Below are 25022 nucleotides of genomic sequence, written 5' to 3' on the forward strand. Positions count from 1 at the left end.
CCTCAGCCGTGCTGCCGCAGCGCGTCGAGCGCGTCGGTGACGTCTCCCTGCGCCTCCGCGCGGACCACGCGCACCGCCAATAGGCACGCGGGATGCCGTGGCAGCGCGAGCAAGTGGTGTGTCGCCGTCACACCGCGCGCCGTCAGCCAGTCCAGCGGGTCGCCGTCGGCCGACGCACCCCACGTGCGCAGCAGCGTGCCCAGCACGTCGCGCTCCAGCAGCTCTCCTTCCCGAGCCAGCGTTTGTCCGGTGGGTGCGTGCAGGATCGCGGCGCCGCTGATGCCCGCGACCGCGAGCGCGCGCTCCACCAGGTCGCCCAGCCCGCTCAGCCAGTCCGGCGTGGACCAGGCGCCGGTGATGCCGTCCAGCGACACGTCGAAGTCGGTGTCGGTCACGGGCGGCCGGCTGCTCGAGTGGTGGGCCTCGAAGCCCAGCTCGGCCAGGGTGTACGTGAACTCCTCTGGGTAGCGCTGTGATCCGGGGACGAAGACGGCCTCGGCGTTGCGCATCTCGTCCAGGTTTTCGACGCGCGCCCTCAGCCAGCGTGCGATCTGTTGCCGCAGCGCGTCCTGATCGGCCAAGCCCCACTCCACCAGCACCGTCGCGAAGTTGCGTCCGGTGGTGCGGCAGTCCTCGAGCACGGCGCGCAGGTCTTCGGAGGGCACGCTGGGCCCCACCAGTTCCGGCAGCGAAACCGGGTTGGACGAGAGCTGCACCCACGCGAGTCGTCCGCGGACGACATGCGCGCGGCCGAAGACGCCACCCGCGCGCAGCGTGAGCTCGCCCGTCTGGCCACCGTCCAAGACCTCCGAAAGCGCGTCGAACACGCGCCGCGGAGCGTGCTGCTCCAGCGTTCGCAAGCCTGTCTTCAGCCGCCCCACCAGCTCCATGTGGTCCACGGGGCGATGCACCGTGTCGTCGGCCCCCGCGTCGAGCGCGTCCAGCGTCTCGTCGCGCGTGCCGTGGCGGGTCATCGCGATGATGTACACGGCGCGGCCCGCCGCGCGGAGCTCGGCGGCGAGGTCGGCGCGTTGCAGGATCTCCGCGTCCACCACCACCAGGCGCGCCCCCGGCTGCGCGTGGAACACCGCGAGGCATCCAGCGGCGCTGTCCGTCTCTGCCACGTGGTGACCCGCACGTCGCAGCGCCTTCGCCACGAAAGAGCAGGTCGTGTGAACCGGGTCCACCAAGATCAACGCCGCGCTCGGTGTGGGGCTCGTCACACGCTGGATTGTATCCGATGGCGCGCGCCGGCGGCGGCATTCCTCGGCGTGGGCCAAAGTGGTCCATTCGCGCTGGGACGTGTCATCCTCGGACCGATGTACTGCCAAGCCTGCGGCGCCAAGAACACCGAGGACGCTCGGTTCTGCAACATGTGTGGTTCCAGCATCGCGGCCGCGGGTGCCCCCGGTGGACCCATCGCGGCGCCCACCCAGGTGGGGCTCGGGGCAGCGGCGGGACCCGACCCGAAGGGCATTAACGTGCCCTTGGCTCACGCGGCCACCGTTCAAGGGACGCTGGTGGGCGCCCCTGGGCACCCCGCGCCGCAGGCCGCGCTGCCACAGGCTGCGGCGCCACAGGCTACGGCTCAGGCAAAGGCGCCAGCACACTTCGGGCCGCACACGATGGAGCTGGAGGGGCCCTCCGGGTACCTGCCGTCGGCCATGAACAACACCATGAGCGTCTCCCTCGAGGCCATCGGGGTGCGCTCCAGTCGCCGTACGTGGGCGGTGATCGCGCTCGCCTCGGTTGGCCTCGTCGCGCTGGGCGCGCTGGGCATGCGGTGCAGCACGGGCCCTACCCAAGTGGCCAGTGGCGGCGCCGATCCGGACGACCCCTTCGTCATCGGCACGCCCGTTCCCGAAGGCGAGGCGGCGCCCGGCGTGGACTTCGTGACGGGCACCAACGAGCCCGGCGGCGGGGCCCCGGCTACGCCCAGTGGGGGCACTGCACCGAGCGGCGGCAGTGGCACGTCGGGTGGTGGCTCGCACGGCGCCACCGCACAGACGGGCCGCGGGACGTCTGGCAGCGGCGGCGGTGCCGGAGGGACGAGCGGTCGCGGTAGCGCGTCGAGCGGTTCCAGCGGTGCGGGAGGCGGGTCGGCGAGCGCGAGCTCGGGCAGCGGCTCGAGCTCGGGCAGCGGCTCGGCAGCCAGCGGCTCGGGCCACAGCGGTACGGGGACCAGCAGCGGTACGGGGACCAGCAGCGGGACGGGCGCGGGCAGTGGCTCTGGCAGTGCGGGATCTGGCAGCGGTGGCAGTGGCGGCGCTGGCTCGGGCTCGAACAGCGGGAGCGCGAGCGGGTCCGAGAGCGGGAGCGGCTCGGGGACCGGGTCGGGTTCCGGCGGTGGCGACGCCCCTGCGGGCGGGGGCGATGCGCCTGCGGAGCGCGACATCGAGATGGACATGTACGCCGGACGCGTGCGTTTCTTGATCAGCCGCTACTACGCCGCGCGCGCCGCCACCTGCTTCGACCGCGCCACGCGCGAGGACCCCTCCATCAGCGGCACGGTTACCATGGGCATGACCATCGGCAGTGATGGCGCGGTATCCAGCGCGCGCGTCGTGCGCAACAGCACGGGAAACGCGTCGCTCGGCACGTGCTTGCAGAACGAGATCCGCCAGTGGCGCCTGTCTCCGCCCCCGGGCGGCGAGAGCGTCACCATGAACCTCCCGTTCTCGCGCTGAGGCAGGCGCGGGAGTGGCGTCCGTGGGGCAAGCGGGACAGGGTTGACGCACACCCGCCTGCCGCGCAGCGCCGCGGCGGCCTCGCACGGACTCCAGCCTTGACCCCCATCTCGCGACGCTTCCCCCTCTCCACCGGCATCACCCTCGCGGGCGATCTCTACATCCAGGCACAGGGCGTGGGCCCGGAGACCCCGCTGCACGACACACCCCTCGTGCTCTTCTTGCACGGCGGTGGCCAGACCCGACACGCGTGGGGCGGCGCGGCCGAGCGGCTGGCCGAAGAGGGCTTCCCAGCGCTGAGCATCGATCACCGGGGCCACGGGGACAGCTCCTGGGCCAGAGACGGTGACTACCTCTTCCCGCGCTTCGCGGACGACCTCGAGGCCTTGCTCCCGCTGCTGGGCGCGAAGCCCATCGTGGTGGGGGCGTCCCTCGGCGGTCTCAGCGCCATGGCGGTCGAGGCGCGTCAGCCCGGAGTCACGGACGGCATCGTGCTGGTGGACGTCACGCCCCGCCTCGAGCGCGAGGGGGTCATGCGCATCATCGAGTTCATGATGGCGCGCAAGGACGGCTTCGCCTCCCTCGACGAGGTGAGCGAGTACGTCGCGTCGTTCTTGCCGCATCGTCCGCGTCCCAAGAGCACGGCGGGCCTCGAGAAGAACCTGCGCCGGGGCGAGGACGGGCGCTACCGCTGGCACTGGGACCCGTGCGTGCTCGACGCTTGGAAGCCAGGTCGCTACTCGGACAGTGAGGCCCAGGAGCTGATCGAGCAGCGTCTGGAGGGGGCGCGCCGCCTGAGCGTGCCGGCGCTGCTCGTGCGCGGTCGGATGAGCGACGTGGTCAGCGAGGAGAGCGCGCAGGAGTTCCTCGCGTGTTGTCCACACGCCGAGTACGTGGACCTCGAGGGCGCCGCGCACATGGTGGCCGGCGACAAGAACGACGCTTTCGGGGACGTGGTGCTCGACTTCGTGCGCCGTCTGCGCCATAAGTAGAACATGTTCTACTGTTGCGGTGCGCTGCGCCCCGCGGCGTTCGAGTTGGAGTGACGGACATGGCGGTCGATGCGGAAGTCTTCAAGCAAGGGCTCCGGCGCTGGGCGAGCGGCGTGACGGTGGTCACGGCCAAGAGCGGCGATCGGCAGCACGGCATGACGGTCTCGGCCTTCTCCAGCGTCTCAGCCGACCCCCCGCTGGTGCTCATCTGCGCCAACCGCTCGTCGCGCACGAACGGCGTCATCAGCGAGGGCGGCCGCTTCACGGTCAACGTGCTCGCGTCCGACCAGCAGGACGTCAGCGGCGTTTTCGCGTCGTCCAAGCTCGAGGACTCGCGCTTCGACCACGTCGCGTGGCATCCGGGCGAGGGCGGGGTGCCCGTGATCGACGGCGCGTTGGTGAACCTCGAGTGCCGCGTCGAGTCCAGCTACGACCACGGCAGCCACACCATCTACATCGGCTACGTCGAGGTCGCGCACGTTCAGGACAAGCGCCCGCTGCTGTACTACGACGGCGGCTATCGCGACGTCGGCTGACGCGTTTTGGCCACGCCGGTCTCGGGCAGCGCGCCTAGCGCGGAAGCGCCCTTCACGGGCAGCGCGCCTAGCGCGGAAGCGCCCTTCAGGGGACGGCCAGGCCGGGTGCACCCCCGACGTTCACGGGTGCAGAAGACGTGGCGCTGGTCAGCTGGCGCGCCGCCTGGGCCTCGTCGCGCATCACCTTGGCGGTGCGCCCCGTGCCGTCCTCGCGCCAGCCCGGCGGCATGAACACGGCGCCCAGCTTGCCCCGCAGCGTCGCCGCGTGACGCACGTCGCGCACGATGGCGGCCCACTCGTGGAACGCGATGCGCACGGGGTTGTAGGTCTCGATGTTCGTGGTGAGCCCGTAGTCCACCTTCTCGTCCGGTAGCTCGGCCTGGAACGTGCCGAAGAGCTTGTCCCAGATGATCAAGATGCCGCCGTGGTTGCGGTCCAGGTAGAGGGCGTTGCGGCCATGATGCACGCGGTGGTGCGAGGGGGAGTTGAACACCTTCTCGAACCAGCCCATCCCGCCGATCAGCTCGGTGTGGATCCAGTACTGGTAGACCAGGCTGATGGTCTGGGCGAGCAGGATCATCTCCACGCTGAAGCCCAGCAGCGGCAGCGGCACCCAGAACAGCGGCCCCGTGATGGGCGTGGTCCACGACTGACGCAGCGCGGTCGAGAGGTTGTAGTGCGTCGACGAGTGGTGGTTCACGTGCGCAGCCCACAGCGCGCGCACCTCGTGGTGGCTGCGGTGGAACCCGTAGTAACAGAAGTCCTCGGCCACGATCAGCAGCACGACGCTCCACCAGGTGAAGGGGATGTCGAACAAACGGAACTCGAAGAGCCACAGGTAGAGCGCCAGCGCCGCCAGCTTCGCGACGGCGTTCACGGCCAGCATGCCGAGGCCCATGGAGAGTGAAGCCGCCGTGTCCTTCGGCGTGTAGCCGATCAGCTCGCCCTGCTCGCGTTGGCGATGCACCAACAGGCGCCACTCCACCAGCATGGAGACGATGAAGAACGGGATGACGTAGAAGATGGGCTGCATCACACGCTTCCTTTCGTGGGGTCCGTGACGGCGGTGCTGCGCGTGCCAGCGCCAGCCACCAGGCCGCGCAAGAGCTCTTGGCGCGCGATGCGCTCGATCAGCGCGAGCTCGCGGTCGCTGTCGTCCTCCGTCGGGATCACGCTCGCGGCCAGCGCGGCTCCCTGCATCATGTTCATGATGCTGAGGATCATCGCGTCGAAGTCGGGGTTCTGGCGCGCGGCGTCCGGGAACAGGGCGCGCGCCTCGGCCAGCAAGTTCTGCCGATGCGCGGCGAGCACGGGCGTGACGATGCTGGCCAACTCACGGTCGGTGCGCGCCGCGAGGTACAGCTCGAACGCGGCCTGCAGCGTGGGCGAGCAGAAGATGTCCCACAGGATGCGGATGGCCGCGCCCAGGCGGTCGGCGCGCTGGTCGCGCACGAGGCGTCCACGGAAGTCTTCGACCAGCTCGGTGAACAGCTGTTGCAGCGCGTCTCCCAGCAGGGCGTGCTTGCTGGGGAAGTGCTTGAAGAGCGCGCCCTGGCTCACCTTGGCGCGCTTGGCGATGTTGGTGGTGGACGCGCCCGCGTAGCCCTCGGCGACGAGCGCGTCCACGGCGGCCGAGAGCAGGCGCGCGCGGGTGGCGATGCTGCGGGCTTGGGTGGGAGGGTTCGTCGACGCGCTCATGGGCCCACGATAGCCGGCAAGAAAGAAAGTGACAAGTCACTTTCTTTTCCAGCTGACGAATTTTCCGTAGACCGGCGGTTCGGGCGCCTGGGCCACGGGTCGAAGGTGTCCGCGGCTGGGTCCATATCAGCGAATTCCGTAACGATTTACGGACCGGAGACCCTAAATGACCGAACCGTGACAAAAGCGTTTGGCCGCCCGGGCTAAGCCCAGATCCGCTTGTGTGGTGCGCTGTGCGCCACGCTCCGGAGCTCCATGACCGTCGATTTGATCCCCCTCGGGGCCGTTCGGACGTCCACCCCCCCGGCGTTCGAGGCCCCCGCGCTCGTTGCGGCTGCGCACGCGGTCCGTCGCCCCTGCTTCATCCTGCGCGACCCGGTCACCGGCATGGTCGGCGTCTCGCTCGAAGGCGACGCGCTCTCGACGCGCGAGCTGAACGGACACCCCACGTACCCGCTGCTCGGCTCGCTGCCTGCGCTGTACCCCGAGTGGCTCGGGGACCGCGGCTTCAACGAGGTGCACGGCACGCGCTTCGCGTACATCGCCGGTGCGATGGCGAACGGCATCGCCACCACCGACCTCGTCATCGCGATGGCCGAGAACGGCATGCTCGGCTTCTTCGGCTCGGCCGGGCTCACGCGTCCGCGGGTGGAGCAGGCGCTCGACACGCTCACCGCGCGGCTGGGCGACCGGCTGCCTTGGGGCATGAACCTGATCCACTCGCCCAACGAGCCGGACCTCGAGGAGTCCATCGCGGACCTGTACATTCGCCGTGGTGTGCGGCGCGTCTCGGCCTCGGCCTACATGGGGCTGACCGAGCCCATCGTGCGCTACGCGTGCACGGGGCTGCGGCGCGGCGCGGACGGCCGCATCGAGCGGCAGAATTTCGTCTTCGCGAAGATCAGCCGCCCCGAGACCGCGCGGCGCTTCCTCACCCCCGCGCCCGCCGCCATCCTCGAGGCGCTGGTCAGCAAGGGGCAGCTCACGCGCGAAGAGGCCGAGCTCGCCGCGCTCGTGCCCGTCGCCGAGGACATCACCATGGAGGCCGACTCGGGCGGCCACACCGACAACCAGACGCTCACGGCGGTGTTCCCCGTGATCATGCGCCTGCGCGACGACCTCACGCGCGAGCACGGCTACACGCGCCCCATCCGCGTGGGCGCGGCGGGCGGTCTCGGCACTCCGTCGGCCATCGCCGCAGCCTTCTCGTTGGGCGCGGCCTACGTGCTGACGGGCTCCGTCAACCAAGGGGCGCTGCAGGGCGGGCTGTGCACGTACGGCAAGCAGCTGCTGGCCCAGGCCTCCATGGGCGACGTCATCATGGCGCCGGCGGCGGACATGTTCGAGCTGGGCGTGAAGGTGCAGGTCCTCAAGCGCGGCACGCTCTTCGGGCCGCGCGCGCTGAAGCTCTACGAGATCTACACGCGCCACGACAGCCTCGAGTCGCTGCCCGACAGCGTGCGCGGTCCGCTCGAGAAGCAGATCCTCGGGCAGCCCTGGCAGGACGTGTGGGCCGGCACGCGCGACTTCTTCCTCACGCGCAACCCGGCCGAGGTGGAGCGCGCCGAGCGCGAGCCCAAGCACAAGATGGCGCTCGTCTTCCGCTGGTACCTCGGCCTCTCGTCCAAGTGGGCGATCGCGGGCGACGAGGCGCGGCGCATGGACTACCAGATCTGGTGTGGCCCCGCGCAGGGGGCATTCAACGACTGGGTGCGCGGCAGCTTCCTCGAGCCGCCCGAGGCGCGCGACGCCGTGCAGATCGCTTTCAACCTCCTCGAGGGCGCCGCCGTCATCACGCGCGCCCAGCAGCTCCGTACCTACGGCGTACCGATGCCCGCGGCCGCCTTCGATTTCTCTCCCCGACCCCTCGCGTGATCCCCATGACCAAGAACAACTCGTGTCCCATCGCGATCGTCGGCGTCAGCTCGCTGATGCCCGGTTCCATCAGCGCCGACGGCTTCTGGCGTGACATCCTCTCGGGGAAGGACCTCATCACCGACGTGCCCGCGTCGCACTGGCTGATCGAGGACTACTACGATCCCGACCCCAGCAAGCCGGACAAGACCTACGCCAAGCGCGGCGCGTTCCTCCCGGACGTCGACTTCGACCCGATGGCGTGGGGTGTGCCGCCCAACATCGTGCCGGCCACGGACACCAACCAGCTGCTGGCGCTCATCGTGGCCAAGCAGGTGCTGGAGGATGCCGCCCGCGGGCAGTTCCAGGACATGGACCGCGAGAAGATGAGCATCATGCTCGGCGTCACCTCGGCGCAGGAGCTGCTCGGCTCGATGGTCAGCCGCTTGCAGCGGCCTGTGTGGGTCAAGGCGCTGCGCGAGGCGGGCCTGCCCGAGAGCAAGGTCGACGACGTGTGCGCGCGCATCTCGGCGGAGTACACGCCGTGGCAGGAGAGCACCTTCCCGGGCGTGTTGGGCAACGTCGTGGCGGGGCGCATCGCGAACCGCTTGGACCTGCACGGCACCAACTGCGTCACCGACGCGGCCTGCGCCAGCACGTTCTCGGCGCTCTCGATGGCGGTCAACGAGCTGCGCCTCGGCGACAGCGACCTCGCCATCGCGGGCGGCGCCGACACGATGAACGACATCTTCATGTACATGTGCTTCAGCAAGACCCCCGCGCTGAGCCCGTCGGGAGACTGTCGCCCGTTCTCGGACCAGGCCGACGGCACCATGCTGGGCGAGGGCATCGCGATGGTGGCGCTCAAGCGCCTGTCCGACGCCGAGCGTGATGGCGACCGCGTGTACGCCGTGATCACGGGCGTGGGCACGTCCAGCGACGGCCGCAGCAAGAGCGTCTACGCGCCCGTCCCCGAGGGGCAGGCCCGCGCGCTGCGTCGCGCGTACGAGCTGGCGGGCTACGGCCCCGAGACAGTCGAGCTGGTGGAGGCGCACGGCACGGGCACCAAGGCGGGTGACGCGGCCGAGTTCGGCGGCCTCGACATCGTCTGGAACGAGTCGGGCCGCGAGGACCGGCAGTGGTGCGCGCTCGGCTCGGTGAAGTCGCAGATCGGTCACACCAAGGCGGCGGCGGGCGCGGCGGGGCTGGTCAAGGCCGTGCTGGCGCTGCACCACAAGGTGCTGCCCCCCACCACCAAGGTGGACGCGCCCAACCCCAAGCTGAAGCTCGAGGAGAGCGCCTTCTACCTGCCCACCAAGGCGCGGCCCTGGGTGCGCGGCAGCGACCACCCGCGGCGCGCGTCGGTCAGCTCCTTCGGCTTCGGCGGTAGCAACTTCCACGTTGCGATGGAGGAGTACACCGGGCCCAGCGCGCGTCAGGATCGCACGCGCGCGTTCGGGAGCGAGCTGGTGGTCGTGACGGGCGCGAGCGCAGCCGACGTGGCCGCGAAGTGCCGCGCGCTCGCGGCCGAGGTCGCGGCGTGCACGGACCCCGGGCTGTTGCCGTTCTTGGCGCAGGCGTCGCAGCAGGCGTTCGACGCCGCGCAGGCGGCCAGCGGCGCGCGCGTCGCGGTCGTGGCCAAGAGCGAGGCAGACCTCGCCGCCAAGCTCACCAAGGCCGCGGACCTGGCCGACAAGGGCGCGCCAGCGGACCTGCCGGGCGGCGTGTCGTTCGGCGTCGGGGCGCATCAGGGTGACGTCGCGTTCTTGTTCCCCGGTCAGGGCAGCCAGTACATCGAGATGGGCCGCGAGCAGGCCCTCGCGTTCGACGAGGTACGCAGTGCGTGGGACACCGCCGCGTCGCTCTCGCTGGCGAACGAGGCGCTGCACCACGTGGTCTTCCCGCGCACGCAGTTCACGGCGGACGAGCAACAGGCTGCGGCCGCAAAGCTGACCGCCACCGAGTGGGCCCAGCCCGCGATCGGCACGCACAGCCTGGGTCTCCTGCGCCTGCTCCGTGCGCTCGGCGTGACGCCCGCGGCGGTGGGCGGCCACAGCTTCGGTGAGGTCATGGCGCTGGCGGCGGCCGGGGCCATCTCCGACGAGGACGCGCTGCGCGTCGCCCGCAAGCGTGGCGAGCTCATGCGTGACGCGGCGCAGACGCCGGGGTCCATGCTGGCTGTCACGGCGACGGTCGAGGTGCTGCGCGAGAAGCTCGCCGCGTACGGCGAAGACGTCGTCGTGGCCAACCACAACGCGCCCGAGCAGGTGGTGCTCTCCGGTCCGACGGCCGCGGTGGACGCGGTCGAGGCGAAGCTCAAGGCGGACGGACTGCGCGCCACGCGTCTGAGCGTCGCCACGGCCTTCCACAGCAAGGTCGTGTCGGCCTCCACCGTGCCGTTCAAGGCGTTCCTCGCGGACGTGGCGTTCGGTGCGCCAAGCGTTCCCGTGTACGCCAACTCCGAGGCCGCCCCCTACCCCGCCGAGGCGGGCGCCGCGCGCGCCATCCTCGGGCAGCAGATCGCGGAGCCCGTGCGCTTCGTCGAGCAGGTGCGCGCCATGCACGCCGCGGGCTGCCGCACCTTCGTCGAGGTCGGCCCGGGCTCGGTGTTGACCGGCCTCGTGGGCCGCATCCTCGGCGACGTGCCGCACGCCGCGTTCGCGCTGGACCGCAAGGGCAAGGACGGCGAAGAGGCGCTCTTCGTGGGCCTCGCGAAGCTCGTCGCGGCGGGCGTGTCGCTGTCGCTCGCACCGCTGTCCCTGGGCCTGCGTGTCAGCGAGGACCCGCGTGCGCGCACCAAGCCCAAGATGGCGCTCAAGCTCAACGGCTCGAACTACGACAAGCCGTACCCGCCCCCGGGCGGCGCAGCGGCGCTGCCCAAGCCCAACCCCGAGGTCGCGCTCGTGGTGAGCCGCCCAGCGCCCGTCGCGGCGGTCCCTGCGGCCGCGCGCCCAGCTCCCAGCGTGACGACGCCCAGCGTGACGCCCGCCGTGAGCACCCAGGCGCCAGTGCGCGCGGCTGCGCCCGCTCCAGCCCCGGCACCTGCCCAGCCGGCTCCCGTCGTCGCCGCGCCGGCTCCCGTCGTCTCCGCGCCGGCGCCCGTCGTCGCCGCGCCCGCGGCCCTGCCCGCGAGCCCCGCACAGCCGGTGTTCGCGCCCGCTGCACCGAACACGGATTGGCTCGCCGCCTACGCGGCCATCCAGCAGCAGACCGCCGAGGCGCACGCCGCGTTCGCGACGGCCATGTCGCAGTCGCACGCGGCGTTCCTCCAGTCGGCGCAGAGCTCCGTGTTCGGGATGACCACGCTGGCCAGCGTGCCCGTCGCTGCCTCCGTCGCGCCGGCGATGCACGTGACGCCTGCGACGCCCGTTGCTTACGCGCCTGCGACCGTGCCCACGGCGGTGCCCGCCCCCACGCCTGCGCCCACTGTGGTTGCAGCGCCCGCCCCGGCGCACGTACCCCCGGCGGCTCCTGCGCCCGTCGCGGCCCAACCCGCGGCACCCGTCGTCGCCGCGCCCACCCCCGTGGCGAAGCCGGCAGCTCCGGCGCCCAGCGCGCCCGTTGCGGCCCCGACCGCGCCGGCGGCCGCCAAGGCCCCGGCCAAGACGGGTCCCAATCTGCACGCCCTCATGCTGCAGGTGGTCGCGGACAAGACTGGGTACCCCGAAGAGATGCTGGGGCTCGAGATGGATCTCGAGGCCGATCTCGGTGTCGACTCGATCAAGCGGGTCGAGATCCTCAGCACCATGCGCGAGCGTGAGCCGGGTCTGCCGGACGTGGACGCCGGCGAGATGGCGAAGCTGCGTACGCTGGGCGAGATCGTCGCGTACATGGGCGCAACGCTCCCGGCCGCCGGCGCGCCAGCGGCAGCCTCCGCGCCGTCCCCGGTGGCTGCGGTTGCGGCTGCAGCGCCCGGCCGCGACTTGCAGGCGTTGATGCTGCAGGTGGTGGCGGACAAGACGGGCTACCCAACGGAGATGTTGGGGCTCGAGATGGACCTCGAAGCGGACCTCGGGGTGGACTCGATCAAGCGGGTCGAGATCCTGAGCACGATGCGCGAGCGTGAGCCGGGTCTGCCCGACGTGGACGCCGGTGAGATGGCGAAGCTGCGCACGCTGGGCGAGATCGTCGCGTACATGGGCGCCAGCCTGCCTGTTGCGCCGGCTGCTGCGACGCCTGTGGCGGCCGCGCCGACCGCGCCTGCGGCTCCGGGTCGCGACCTGCACGCGCTGATGCTGCAGGTGGTGGCGGAGAAGACGGGCTACCCGACGGAGATGCTCGGGCTCGAGATGGATCTCGAGGCGGACCTGGGCGTCGACTCGATCAAGCGGGTCGAGATCCTGAGCACCATGCGCGAGCGCGAGCCCGGCCTGCCCGACGTGGACGCGGGCGAGATGGCGAAGCTGCGCACGCTGGGCGAGATCGTCGCGTACATGAACGGCGGAAACACCAGCGGCCCCAGCGCGGCCCCGACCGCAGCGCCCACGGCGCCGACCCCCACGGCGTCGACGGCGTCCCAGGTGGGTCGCTTTCCGCTCCGCCTGGTGAGCGCGCCGGCCCTCGGCTTCGCGCTTCCGGGGCTCCATCGCGTGCAGTCGCTCGCCATCACCTCCGATGGAACGGGTCTCGCCGAGGCCCTCGCGGCGTCGCTCGGCGCGCAAGGGGTCCGCGCTCATGCGGTGGCTGACGTGAGCGCCCTCGGACCGGACGTGGACGGTGTGGTGTTCCTCGGCGGGCTCGCGGACGTGACCGACATCGACGCCGCGCTCCGTGTGCAGCGCGAGGCGTTCCTGGCGGCCAAGCAGCTCGCGCCCCGCGCCAACCAGGGGCCGGTCGTGTTCGTGACCGTCCAGGACACGGGCGGCGACTTTGGCCTCGCGGGCTCGACCCGCGCCTGGCTCGGGGGCCTGCCCGGCCTCGTGAAGACGGCCGCGCTCGAGTGGCCGCAGGTCGGCGCCCGCGCGATCGACGTGGACCGGGGCGACCTCGACGTGCCCCAGCTCGCGTCGCTCCTGAGCGACGAGCTGCTGAGCGGTGGCCTCGAGTTGGAGGTGGCGCTCAGCCCCGCCGGCAGCGAGCGTCGTCGCACGCTCGAGAGCTACCGCGAGGAACTCGCGCGCGACGCCGACCCCGCACCGCGTCTCGGGCCCACCGACGTGGTGCTCGCGTCGGGCGGCGCACGCGGCGTCACGGCACGCACGCTGGTCGCGCTGGCGCAGAAGACCTGCGCGCGCTTCGTGCTGCTCGGGCGCAGTCCCCTCGACCCCGAGCCCGCCTGCGTGCACGGCCTCACGGCCGACGCAGAGCTCAAGCGCGCCCTGCTCGGCGACGCGAAGGCGCGCGGTGAGGCCATCACCCCCCAGGCGCTCGGCCAGCGCGTGTCCGCCATCCGCGGCGCGCGCGAGGTGCAGCAGACCCTGGCCGACATCGAGGCCGCCGGCGGCCTTGCCCGCTACGTCCCGGTCGACGTCCTGGACGAGGCCGGCATCGCCCAGGCCCTCGAGGCCGTTCGCGCCGACTGGGGCCCCGTCACGGCGGTCGTCCACGGCGCGGGTCTGCTCGCCGACAAGCGCATCGAAGACAAGACGGTCGAGCAGTTCGAGCGTGTCTTCCGCACCAAGGTGGACGGCCTGCGCGTGCTCCTGAGCGCCACCCGCCGCGACCCGCTCAAGGCGCTCGTGATGTTCTCGTCGGTGGCCGGCCGCTGCGGCAACCAGGGGCAGTGCGACTACGCCATGGCCAACGAGACGCTCAACAAGGTGGCCGCGCTCGAGAAGCTCCGCCGCGGCGACGCGCTGAGCGTGAAGTCGCTCAACTGGGGCCCGTGGGAGGGCGGCATGGTCACGCCCGAGCTCAAGGCCCACTTCGACGCGCTCGGCGTGCCGCTCATCCCGCTCGAGGTCGGTGCCGCCATGCTGGTGGACGAGCTGCGCCTCAGCACCCCCACCGACAACGTCGAGATCGTCCTCGGCGGTCAGCCGCGGCCCGAGTCGCTGCTCGAGCCGGGTAGCTCCGAGCAGGATCGCGTGTTCGACCTGCGGGTCCACCGCTCGACCCACGCCTACCTCGACCACCACCGCGTGAAGGGCAACGCGGTGGTCCCCGTGGTGCTCGTGCTGGAGTGGTTCGCGCGGGCTGCGCGTGCGGTCTGTCCAGAGCTCGTGTTCGCGGGTTGCCGCGACGTGAAGGTGCTGAAGGGCATCACGCTGCCGGGCTTCGACGGCCCGGGCGACCGCTTCGAGGTGCACGCGCGCAAGCTCAGCAACGGCGCGGGTGCGCTCTACGCGCTCGAGCTGCGCTCGGCTTTGGGGACGCGCCACTACAGCGCCACGGCGGTGCTTGAGCCGCAGCGCCCCACGCCCACGCCGCTCAAGGCGCCCCCGCAGGGTCTCGGCCCCATCCGCGCCAGCGTCTACTCGGAGGACGGCAGCGGCGTGCTCTTCCACGGCGAGGACTTCCGCGTGGTGCGCGACGTCCAGGTCGGCACCGACGGTCTCTCCGCGTCCCTCGTGGGCACGCACGAGAAGGCCTGGCGCCCCGACGCGTGGCAGACCGACCCGGCGCTGCTCGACGGCGGCCTGCAGCTCGCGCTGCTGTGGACGGAGCACGCCCTCGGGCGTGCCTCGCTCCCGACCGGCCTCGGCGCGCTCCACGTCTACAAGCCCGGCGCCCCCGCGGGTGAGCTGCGGGCCACGCTGCACGCGCGCTCGGCGACGGACGCCCGCGCGGTGACCGACGTCTCGTTCGTCGACGCGGGGGGCGAGCTGGTCGCCTCCCTCGAGGGCGTCGAGACGCACGTGCTCCCCTGAGCGGCGCGGTGCGCCCGTCTCACCCACGAGGTCAAGGCTCCATGCCGTTCTCTCCCATCGCCATCGTCGGGCAGTCCTGCGTACTGCCCGGCGCGCTCGACCCGAACAGCCTGATCGAGGCCGTGCTGGAAGGGCGCGACCTCCTCTCGCGCGCACCCGCGGGGCGCTGGGAGCTGGCCCCCGAGCGCGCGCTGGTCGTGCCTGGTGGCTCCACGGCGGACCGAGCGTATTCGGATCGCGGCGGCTACGTGAGCGGCTTCGAGCAGCGCTTCGACCCGACGGGATTCGCGCTGTCACCGCAAGCGCTGCAGGGGCTCGACCCGCTCTACCTGTGGGTGCTGCACACGGCGCGGGAAGCACTCCGTAGCGCCCAGGTGGCGGGCGAGTCTCAGGCGCGCACGGGCGCCATCTTCGGCAACCTCTCGTTCCCGAGCGACGCCATGTCGCGCTTCGTCGAGCAGCAGCACTTCCCGGAGCTCACGGCCGCGGTCGGGCGCGCACCCGTAGACGCACGCAACCGCTTCATGAGCGGTCTGCCGGCGCACCTCTTGGCGCAGGCGCTCGGGCTGGGCGTGGAGGCGTTTGCGCTCGACGCTGCCTGCGCCTCGTCGCTCTACGCCATCAAGCTGGCCTGTGACGCGCTGCACGACGGTCGCGCCGACCGCATGTTGGCGGGCGCCGTCAACCGCGCCGACGACCTCTTCATCCACGTGGGCTTCACGGCGCTGGGCGCGCAGAGCCCCACCGGCCAGAGCCGCCCCTTCCATGCGCAGGCCGATGGGCTCGTGCCGGGCGAGGGCGCGGCGTTCGTCGTGCTCGAGCGCCTCGAGGACGCGCTCGCGCACGGCCGTCCCATCCTCGGCATCATCCGTGGCGCAGGCCTGTCCAACGACGGGCGCGGGCGCGGCATGCTGGCGCCCAGCTCCGAAGGGCAAGTGCGCGCCATGCGGACGGCCTACGAGGGCGCGGGTATCGACCCGCGGCAGGTGCAGTACGTCGAGTGCCACGCCACCGGCACCAAGGTGGGTGACGCGACCGAGATCGCGAGCATGTCCGAGATCTTCGCGGGCGCTGCGCGCGTGGGCATCGGCTCGCTCAAGGCCAACACCGGGCACCTCATCACGGTCGCGGGCGTCGCCGGCGTCATCAAGGTGGTCGAGGCCATGCGGCGCGGCGAGCTCCCGCCTACGCCCCACGTGGACGAGCCGCACCCGGCGCTGGGGGGCACGCCCTTCGCCGTGCTCGCGCGCCGGGAGCCGTGGCACGCCAACGGGCCGCGCCTCGCTGGCGTGAGCGCGTTCGGCTTCGGGGGCAACAACGCGCACGTCATCGTCGAGGAGTTCCGCCCCGCCGAGGCGCAGGCGCTGCTCCGGCAGGTGGTGCGTCCCGCGCCTTCTCGTGACCCACTCGCACTGGTCGCGTTGGGAGCGCGCGTCGGTGACGGAACGTCCGCGGCCGACCTGGCCTCCGACGTCGAAGCGCGCCGACCTCGTCGTTCCCGTGCCGAGGAAGTCTGCATCGGGCTCGCGGGCCTGCGCACGCCCCCCCGGGATCTCGAAGCCACGCTCGCCCAGCAGACCCTGCTGCTCGCGGCGGCACGCGAGGCCTGGTCGCACGTCGAAGCGCACGTGTCCGACGCCACCCGGGTGGGCGTGCTGATCGGCTGCCAGTGCGACGCCGAGGTCGCGCGCTATGGGGCGCGTTGGCGCATGGCGGAGTGGGGCGCTGCCCTCGGCTGGTCGGCCGAGCGCGTGCACGCTGCGCAAGAGTCCATCACGCCGGTGCTCGAGGCTGCCGGCGTGCTCGGCACCATGCCCAACATCCCAGCCAACCGCCTGAGCGGACAGCTCGACGCCCGCGGTCCCGGCTTCGCCCTCAGCGCCGAGGAACTCTCGGGCATCCGAGCCCTCGAGGTGGGCGCTCGCATGCTGCGAGCCGGCGAGCTGGACCTGGCCCTCGTGGGCGCGGTGGACCTCAGCCACGAGCCCGTGCACGAAGCTGCGCTCGCTGCGGTGAGCGGACAGGCGCACGCGGCGGGTGACGCGGCCGTCGTCGTGGCGCTGATGCGAGAGGCTGACGCTCGCGCTGCCGGGCTGCCCATCGTCGCGCGGCTCGACGTGCACACCGCATCTCCCGTCGCGGAGCTCGACGCCCCGCGCGCTCACCCGCTCTTCGGGCACGCGCACGCCGCGCAGGGGTTGCTCGACGTCGCCGTCGCAGCGCTGCACGCGCGCGCCACCGGTCGCGCCGGTGACGTCTCCCTCACCGCGCTCCTGGGAGCCTCCGCGCGCGTTCACGTCGCTCCGGGAGACGCCGCCGACGCCACCGCCGCGGCCCTCGTCCCTCCGCCCGTCTCCGGCCCTCAGCTCACGCTGCGCGCTCACCTCCCGAGCATTCCTCGGCTGCTCCCCGACCCCGCCGCCCCCTCGCGAGCGAAGGACTCCGCCATGCAGAACATGTCCAAAGCGCCTCCCTTGCCCAGCGTCTCCGCGCCGGCTCCGCGACCGCTCAGCGTCGCCCCCGTGGCCCAGGCTCCTGTGGCCGCGAGTCCCGCCCCAGCTCCCGTTCCGGCCGCGCCGGTGACCGTGGTTCCGACGCATGCGGGACCCGGTCATGCGGCTCCGAGCGCCGTGGTCTCGAGTCACGCGGCCTCCGTTCCCGTCCCGGCCGCTCACGTGCCTCCGAGCCCCGTCGCGCAGGTCTTCGCGTCGCAGCCCGCGCCCGCGGCGTTCGCCCAGCCTGGCGCTTCGCAGGTCGGCTTGTTCGCGGCGCACCCGCAGCACGTGGCCGCCATCCACCAGCAGTTCGTCGCGCAGCAGGCCGCGCTGCATCAGCAGTTCCTCGCGCTTCGGCAGCACGCGCTGGTCGGGCTCGTGCAGGCGGGCTTCGTCCCAGGCGCACAGGCACCCGTGCAAGCCTGGCCGCCCGCGCCGGTCGCCAGTCCGGCTCTCGCTCATCCGGTCTCGCAGGCCGCCGCGCCCGCACCCGCGCAGACCCCCGCGTACGCAGCGCCCGCTGCGGCGCCCGCATCAGTCCCTGCCGCATCGCAGCCCGTTGTACCGCCCGCGCCCGCGTCGGCCTCGGTGCACGCTCCAGTGCCCGTCGCGTCTGCGTCCGCGGCACGTCCCGCGCCAGCGGCCCCGCATGCACCCCCGAACTCCGCTCCGGCTCCGCGCACGCCTCAGGCGAACGGCGCCAGTGCCGCCAAGCCTGCCGCCACCCCCGCACGTGCGGCGGAGCCCGCACGCGGAGTCTCGCTGCTGCGCACGCCCACCGGTCCCTCGTTCGATCGTGCGGCCCTCGAGGTGCACGCCGGGGGGCGCATCTCCGAGATCTTCGGCCCGCTCTTTGCCCAGCAGGACGTGCACAGCGTGCAGGTGCGCATGCCCGAACCGCCGCTCCTGCTCGCCGACCGCGTGACGGGCATCGACGCAGAGCCCGGCAGCATGAAGAAGGGCACCGTCTGGACCGAGACCGACGTCCGTGAGGACTCGTGGTGGCTGAACCAGGGCTACATGCCCGCCGGCATCATGATCGAGTCGGGTCAGGCCGACCTCTTCCTCATCAGCTACCTCGGCGTCGACTTCCTCAACCGCGGCGAGCGCGCCTACCGCCTACTCGGCTGCGAGCTCACCTACCACGGCTCGCTCCCCAAGCCGGGTGAGACGCTGCGCTACGAGATCGACGTCGACGGACACGCCAACCAGGGCGACGTCCGCCTCTTCTTCTTCCACTACGACTGCGTGCTGCGCGACGCACAGGGCAACGAGCGCCCCGCGCTGAGCGTGCGCCAGGGCCAGGCCGGCTTCTTCACCACCCAGGAGCTCGCCGACTCCGCAGGCATCCTGTGGAAGCCCCACGAGCAGAAGATCGTCCCCGCCGACAAGGCGCGCGTCGACGCCCCCGAGGTCCCGAGCCCGGCACGTTCGTTCAGCGGCGAGCAGGTCCGCGCGTTCAGCGAGGGCAACGCCTACGCCTGCTTCGGCCAGGGCTACGAGCGCCTGCTCACGCACAACCGCACGCCGAAGGTCCAGGCGGGCGACATGCTCTTCCTGGACGAGGTCACGCACTTCGATCCGCAGGGTGGCCCGTGGAAGCGCGGCTACCTGCGCGCCACGCAGGCCATCGCGCCGACCGACTGGTTCTTCGACGGCCACTTCAAGAACGACCCGTGCATGCCGGGCACGCTCATGTTCGAGGGCTGCCTGCAGATGATGGGCTTCTACCTGGCCGCGATGGGCTACACGGTGGACCGCGACGGATGGCGCTTCGAGCCCGTCCCGGAAGAGGCCTTCAAGCTGCTCTGCCGCGGCCAGGTGCTGCCCAGCTCGAAGGAGCTCGTGTACGAGATCTTCGTCGAGGAGGTGCACGATGGCCCGGCCCCCACGCTCTACGCCGATCTGCTCTGCACCATCGACGGCCTGGGCGCGTTCCACGCCCGACGCATGGGCCTGCGCTTGGTTCCGGACTGGCCCATCACCAGCATGCCCGAGCTGTTGCGCGACTACGTCGAGGCCAAGCCCGTCGCCAGCGCCAATGGCTTCTCGTTCGACTACGCGTCCCTCCTCGCGTGCGCTTGGGGCAAGCCCTCCGACGCGTTCGGCGAGATGTACCGCGTGTTCGACGGTACGCGCCGCGTCGCGCGCCTGCCCGGCCCTCCGTACCACTTCATGACCCGCGTCACGCGCGTGGACGGCGACATCGGCGTGGTGAAGGCCGGCGCGGTGATCGAGATCGAGTACGACTTCCCGGACGACGAGTGGTACTTCCGCGAGAACGGCGCGCCCACCATGCCGTTCTGCGTGTTCCTCGAGGCGGCGCTGCAGCCCTGCGGCTGGCTCGCGAGCTTCGTCGGTAGCGCGCTCACCACCGAGGAAGACCTGCTGTTCCGCAACTTGGACGGCAAGGCCACCATCAAGGCCGAGGTGCTGCCCGGCTCGGGCACGTTCCGCACGGTCGTGAAGATCACCAACATCTCGCAGTCCGCGGGGATGATCATCGAGTCCTTCTCGGTGCGCTGCTTCATCGGAGACGTCGAGTGCTACGAGCTCGAGACGGTCTTCGGCTTCTTCCCGAAGGCCGCGTTCGTGAACCAGGTGGGCCTGCCCATCACCCCCGAGCACCGCGCGTTGATGGACGCGCCGAGCAACGTCGACGTCGACTTCACGCAGGACCGCAGCCGCTGCGGCAGCGGCGCGCTCCGGCTCGCGAACCCGATGCTGCTCATGCTGGACCGCGTGACGCACTACGACCCGCAGGGCGGCAAGGCGGGCCTCGGCACGCTGCGCGCCGAGAAGTACGTCGACCCCGACGAGTGGTTCTTCAAGGCCCACTTTTTCCAGGACCCCGTCCAGCCAGGCTCTCTCGGCATCGAGGCCATGCTGCAGCTGCTGCAGTTCCACATGCTCGAGCAGGACATGGGGCGTTCTGTCGAGAACCCGCGCTTCGAGCCCATCGCCATCGGGCACCAGCACAGCTGGAAGTACCGCGGCCAGGTGGTGCCGACCAACAAGGTCATCGGCAGCACCATGGAGATCACCGAGGTCGGCACCGACCCCGACGGCGCGCCCTTCGCCATCGCGAAAGCCTCGCTCTGGGTGGACGGAAAGCGCATCTACGAGGCGCCCAGCATCGGCATGCGCATCGTCCCGGCGGGTAGCGCACAGCAGCCCACGCCCGGCAAGGATTCGAGCCCCGAGGAAACCCTCGACCCAAAAGCGCTTAGCTGGCTGGGGGATCACCAGCCCACGTTCACCGTTCCGGCGCTCCCGATGATGTCCATGGTGGACCGCCTGGTCGGCGCCACCGGCGCGCTGCTCCTCACCGACGTGCAGGTGCACCGCTGGCTGCCCACGCCCGAGAGCGCGCCGCCCCGGGTACGTGTCGAGCGCGAAGGCGACAGGGTGCGACTCGCGATGTTCCGCGAGGCCCGTGACGCGCGCCTCTCGCGCTTCGAGCCCGTCGCCAGCGCGCATGTCCCCGCGTCACACGAGAGCGCCCCGCCGCTCCCCGAGCTGGCCCCGCTGCGCGACGCGCGGCGCATGCCGGACCCGTACGCCACGGGCACGCTCTTCCATGGCCCCGCGTTCCAGTACCTGCTCTCGTGGGACCTCGGCTCCAACGGCGCCACGACGTGGCTGGACGCTGCTCGCGGGACGGTGCCTCCGGGCGCGACGAACCAGGGTCTGCTGGACGCGCTCACACACGGCATCCCGCACGACGCGCTGTTCCACTGGCACCCGAGCGTGCCCACGGACGCCGTCGCATACCCCTACGGGCTCGAGCACTTCCGGCTCCACGCTGCGCTGCCGAGCGGCCCTGTCCGCGTCGAGGTGCGCGCGCTCGACTTCGCAGCGGACGATGCTCCGAAGCGCTTCCCGCGGACGCTCATCATGGCGTTCGACGAGTCCGGCGCCGTGTTGGTGGACGCGATCCTGCGTGAGATCCTGCTCCCCAAGGGGCCGCTGGGTTCGGTGGATGGGGAGACCCGTCGCCGCTTCCTGCGCGACCGGCTCTACCAGGGGGGGCTCGGCCTGAGCCGCACGGTGGACGGAGTCACTCGCTGCCACGAGGAGGACGTGCGCGGCTCCGACTGGCTGCCGGGTACCGTCGCGTCCGTGTACGCGCTGACGGCAGGGCAGGGCGCGCGTGAGATCGCCAGCAAGGACCACGTGGCTCGCCTCGCAGGCGACCACCCTTGTCGTGTCACGCTCGTGGGAGACGCAGGCTTCGCGGCCACGGCGCCCGTCACGCGCTACCCGCTCTCCGTGCGCGCTGAGCAGGGCTCCTTTGCCGTCTCGGACGCGGGGCCGCCCGCGCTCGACTTCACACCCGTGCGCAGCTTCTGGCGCAGCTGGTTCGGGCTCGCCGACTGGTCCGTGGAGCACCTCTACTTCGCCCTGCTGGAGCGCTTTGTTTCGTCGGTGAGCGTCGAGGACCCTGCCGCTCACGCCGCGCACCACGGCCAGCCGGTGCTGTACCTGGCCAACCACCAGACCGGCATCGAGTCGCTGATCTTCTCCATCCTCGCGGGTGCTCTCCAGGGCGTGCCCAGCCTGACGCTGGCCAAGGTGGAGCATCGGGAGTCGTGGCTGGGCCGGCTCATCGCGCACTGCTTCACCTACCCCGGCGCGCGCGACCCCGGGGTGATCGCGCACTTCCAGCGGGACGACCCGGCGTCGCTCCCCCGCATCGTGGCGGGGCTGCGCGACGGCATCCAAGGCGAGCGCAAGAGCCTGATGGTCCATGTGGAAGGCACACGTGCGCTGCAGGCTCGCCACCCCGTCGCGACCATGAGCGGGGTCTTCGTCGACCTCGCGTTGGCCGCGAACGTGCCTGTCGTGCCGGTCCGCTTCGCCCACGGCTTGCCACTCGATGCCGCCCCCGAGCGGCTCGAGTTCCCGGTGGGGCTCGGCAGACAGGCCTACCACATGGGCGCACCCATCGCGCCGGACGAGCTCCGCAGCCTGACCTACAAGGCGCGCACGGAGCGCATCCTGTCCGCCATCAATACGCTGGGGCCCGCCCTCGAGAGCGAGGAACCGTCGCGGCCAGAGCCGCTCGAGGGTCCCGTGCGCGACGGCGTCGTGGCCCCCTACCAGACCCTCATGAACGCCGTCGCGCAGTTCGCCCCCGCGAATTCGCCGCTGCGCGCGATGTGCGCCGCGGCGACGTTCGACGACGCGGCGCGTGTTGGGGGCGCCGAGGGGCCATTCCTGCTCGGTCTCGCCCGCTTGCTGTACGGGAGAGCGGGCTAAAAACACCCGCAATCGCCGCAACTTAGGGCTATCGGTGAGAAATCCTCACACCGAGCTTGACTCCCCCCCCCAGCACGCTAAGTTGCGCCTCCCAATCGGGCCCCACGGGGCCGAGCGGGTGAGCCCGGAACGGCTCAGCAAGGAAAGTCCTTGACCTTCCTCGCAACGGAGACTAAAACATCCGTCCCCCGGTTCGCTCCAAGGAGCGGGCCAACCAAGTCGGTCGTTGAAAACTGAATCGGAACTACTCGCAAATTTGCGCGGGTCCCAAGTCGGCGAGAGTCGACAAGGTAATAAGAACCGTATCCGAGAGGGTTGTTGCAAAGCAGCAACCAAGGGGCACATCTTTGAGGTGTCCCGACAGGATGCTCAACAGTTTTAACTGGAGAGTTTGATCCTGGCTCAGAGCGAACGTTAGCGGCGGGCCTAACACATGCAAGTCGAACGCGAAAGGTCTTCGGACTGAGTAGAGTGGCGCACGGGTGAGTAACACGTAGGTAATCTACCCTTTGGCGGGGGATAACGTTCCGAAAGGAGCGCTAATACCGCATAAGACCACGGCCTCTTCGGGGGCAGTGGGAAAAGGTGGCCTCTTCTTGAAAGCTACCACCGGAGGATGAGCCTGCGTCCCATCAGCTAGTTGGTAGGGTAATGGCCTACCAAGGCGAAGACGGGTAGCTGGTTTGAGAGAATGATCAGCCACACTGGCACTGGAACACGGGCCAGACTCCTACGGGAGGCAGCAGTGAGGAATATTGGGCAATGGGCGAAAGCCTGACCCAGCCACGCCGCGTGAGTGATGAAGGCCCTCGGGTCGTAAAGCTCTGTGGAGAGGGACGAAAACCCTGGTTTCGAATAGGCTCCAGGCTTGACGGTACCTCTTTAGCAAGCACCGGCTAACTCTGTGCCAGCAGCCGCGGTAATACAGAGGGTGCAAACGTTGCTCGGATTTACTGGGCGTAAAGCGCGTGTAGGCGGGCATGAAAGTCGGACGTGAAATCCCTGGGCTCAACCCAGGAACTGCGTTCGAAACTCCATGTCTAGAGTAGTGGAGAGGAAAGTAGAATTCCCGGTGTAGAGGTGAAATTCGTAGATATCGGGAGGAATACCAGTGGCGAAGGCGGCTTTCTGGACACTTACTGACGCTGAGACGCGAAAGCGTGGGGAGCAAACAGGATTAGATACCCTGGTAGTCCACGCTGTAAACGATGTGTGCTAGGTGTCGCGGGATTTGACTTCTGCGGTGCCGTAGCTAACGCGTTAAGCACACCGCCTGGGGAGTACGGCCGCAAGGCTAAAACTCAAAGGAATTGACGGGGGCCCGCACAAGCGGTGGAGCATGTGGTTTAATTCGACGCAACGCGCAGAACCTTACCCAGGCTAGAAAAGTAGAGAACCCTGTAGAAATACGGGGGTGCCCTTCGGGGAGCTCTAATCCAGGTGCTGCATGGCTGTCGTCAGCTCGTGTCGTGAGATGTTGGGTTAAGTCCCGCAACGAGCGCAACCCTTGTCATTAGTTGCTAACGGTTCGGCCGAGCACTCTAATGAGACTGCCGGGGTTAACCCGGAGGAAGGTGGGGATGACGTCAAGTCCTCATGGCCCTTATGTCTGGGGCTACACACGTGCTACAATGGTCGGTACAAAGCGCAGCGAGCCCGCGAGGGGGAGCGAATCGCAAAAAGCCGGCCTCAGTACGGATTGCAGTCTGCAACTCGACTGCATGAAGGCGGAATCGCTAGTAATCGTCGATCAGCAGGCGACGGTGAATACGTTCCCGGGCCTTGTACACACCGCCCGTCACACCATGGGAGTCGAGTGCTCCAGAAGTGGCTGCGCTAACCCGCAAGGGAGGCAGGTCCCCAAGGAGTGCTTGGTAACTGGGGTGAAGTCGTAACAAGGTAGCCGTAGGGGAACCTGCGGCTGGATCACCTCCTTTCTAAGGAGCATCGACTTCTTCGGAAGTCAGCTCGGTCAAACCCGCGCAAAGAGTAGTTTCCGTTTCAGTTTTCAGCGACCGACAGCGTTCCGCGCAAGCCGAACGCTCCGCTCGTTGACAACACGCGAGAGAATCCTGAAACCACCACGAGGTGGCATCCCAGGTAGCCCGTCCGGGCGTTTGCTCTCTGAACCATCACGTTGCCGGGAAACCGGTGAGACGGGATGCCAGAGCGAGCGCGCCCACAGGGAGCGACTGAGAGGTAGCGGAGCTACCTCGCAGGGAGCGACCGAGGACGTAAGCCGCTATGGCGCCCGTCTCACCGGTTTCCCCGGGGCACTAGCTCAGGTGGTTAGAGCGCACCCCTGATAAGGGTGAGGTCGCTAGTTCGAGTCTAGCGTGCCCCACTACTTCCCTCCCTCGAGAGCGAGGCGGCGAGAAGTACATCAGACCCAGCAGGGGTTGTAGCTCAGTTGGGAGAGCACCGGCTTTGCAAGCCGGGGGTCATCGGTTCGAACCCGATCAGCTCCACCACGGTTTCTGGATTCGTTTGCTTCTGCGCACCTTTGCGAAGGTGCTCAGAATCGAGAGAGTCCGCTCTCTCGCGTGTATCTTTGACAACAGAATAGGATGGAGAGAACTCATTTCACGAAAGTGGAAAGAGAGCTCATGATTAGAAATTCCTTTCTAGAAGGCAGCGAAGCTGCCTCGAGAAGTGAGTGTCCAGGGAGCGTCGGAGCGAAGCTCGTGAC

General features: G+C 70.1%; 9 protein-coding genes, 2 tRNA genes and 1 rRNA gene. 9 read left to right on the forward strand and 3 right to left on the reverse strand.

Going from position 1 to position 25022, the window contains the following annotated elements:
- Window positions 1-2: 2 nt before the first annotated feature.
- Window positions 3-1223, reverse strand: a complete 1221-nt coding sequence (locus H6726_20675) for a response regulator transcription factor (protein ID MCB9660077.1) — start codon at window positions 1221-1223, stop codon at window positions 3-5.
- A 96-nt stretch (window positions 1224-1319) separates the two neighbouring features.
- Between H6726_20675 and H6726_20680 the strand changes: the two genes are divergently transcribed.
- The 3 genes from H6726_20680 to H6726_20690 all read left to right on the forward strand — a co-directional run bounded on the left by H6726_20680 (window position 1320) and on the right by H6726_20690 (window position 4215).
- Window positions 1320-2687 (forward strand): TonB family protein, encoded by a 1368-nt coding sequence (locus H6726_20680; protein MCB9660078.1) that lies wholly within the window; start codon window positions 1320-1322, stop codon window positions 2685-2687.
- 98 nt (window positions 2688-2785) lie between these two features.
- Window positions 2786-3679 carry an alpha/beta hydrolase gene (locus H6726_20685; protein ID MCB9660079.1) on the forward strand — a complete coding sequence of 298 codons (894 nt, stop codon included), beginning with the start codon at window positions 2786-2788 and terminating at the stop codon, window positions 3677-3679.
- Window positions 3680-3738: 59 nt separating this feature from the next.
- Window positions 3739-4215, forward strand: a complete 477-nt coding sequence (locus tag H6726_20690; protein ID MCB9660080.1) for a flavin reductase family protein — start codon at window positions 3739-3741, stop codon at window positions 4213-4215.
- 85 nt (window positions 4216-4300) lie between these two features.
- Here the strand turns inward: H6726_20690 and H6726_20695 are convergent, their stop codons facing one another.
- Complete coding sequence (locus H6726_20695) at window positions 4301-5248, reverse strand: sterol desaturase family protein (protein ID MCB9660081.1); 948 nt, start codon at window positions 5246-5248, stop codon at window positions 4301-4303.
- The gene (locus H6726_20700) at window positions 5248-5913 is read right to left on the reverse strand and encodes a TetR/AcrR family transcriptional regulator (protein ID MCB9660082.1); all 666 of its coding nucleotides are present in this window, start codon (window positions 5911-5913) and stop codon (window positions 5248-5250) included. The genes H6726_20695 and H6726_20700 overlap by 1 nt, the downstream gene beginning before the upstream one ends.
- A gap of 255 nt (window positions 5914-6168) precedes the next feature.
- Here H6726_20700 and H6726_20705 point away from each other — a divergent pair, with 255 nt between their 5' ends.
- The 6 genes from H6726_20705 (at window position 6169) to H6726_20730 (ending at window position 24804) form a co-directional block, all read left to right on the forward strand.
- Window positions 6169-7788, forward strand: a complete 1620-nt coding sequence (locus H6726_20705; GenBank protein MCB9660083.1) for a PfaD family polyunsaturated fatty acid/polyketide biosynthesis protein — start codon at window positions 6169-6171, stop codon at window positions 7786-7788.
- 5 nt (window positions 7789-7793) lie between these two features.
- Window positions 7794-14576 (forward strand): SDR family oxidoreductase, encoded by a 6783-nt coding sequence (locus H6726_20710; GenBank protein MCB9660084.1) that lies wholly within the window; start codon window positions 7794-7796, stop codon window positions 14574-14576.
- Between the two features lie 41 nt (window positions 14577-14617).
- Window positions 14618-22333: a 1-acyl-sn-glycerol-3-phosphate acyltransferase gene (locus H6726_20715; protein ID MCB9660085.1), complete on the forward strand. Its 7716-nt coding sequence runs from the start codon at window positions 14618-14620 to the stop codon at window positions 22331-22333.
- Between the two features lie 377 nt (window positions 22334-22710).
- A 16S ribosomal RNA gene (locus tag H6726_20720) occupies window positions 22711-24272 on the forward strand.
- A gap of 331 nt (window positions 24273-24603) precedes the next feature.
- Window positions 24604-24677 (forward strand) — tRNA-Ile (locus H6726_20725).
- 51 nt (window positions 24678-24728) lie between these two features.
- Window positions 24729-24804 (forward strand) — tRNA-Ala (locus H6726_20730).
- Window positions 24805-25022: the final 218 nt, after the last annotated feature.

The sequence above is a fragment of the Sandaracinaceae bacterium genome (assembly GCA_020633055.1).
Lineage (GTDB): Bacteria > Myxococcota_A > Polyangia > Polyangiales > Houyiibacteriaceae > JADJJE01.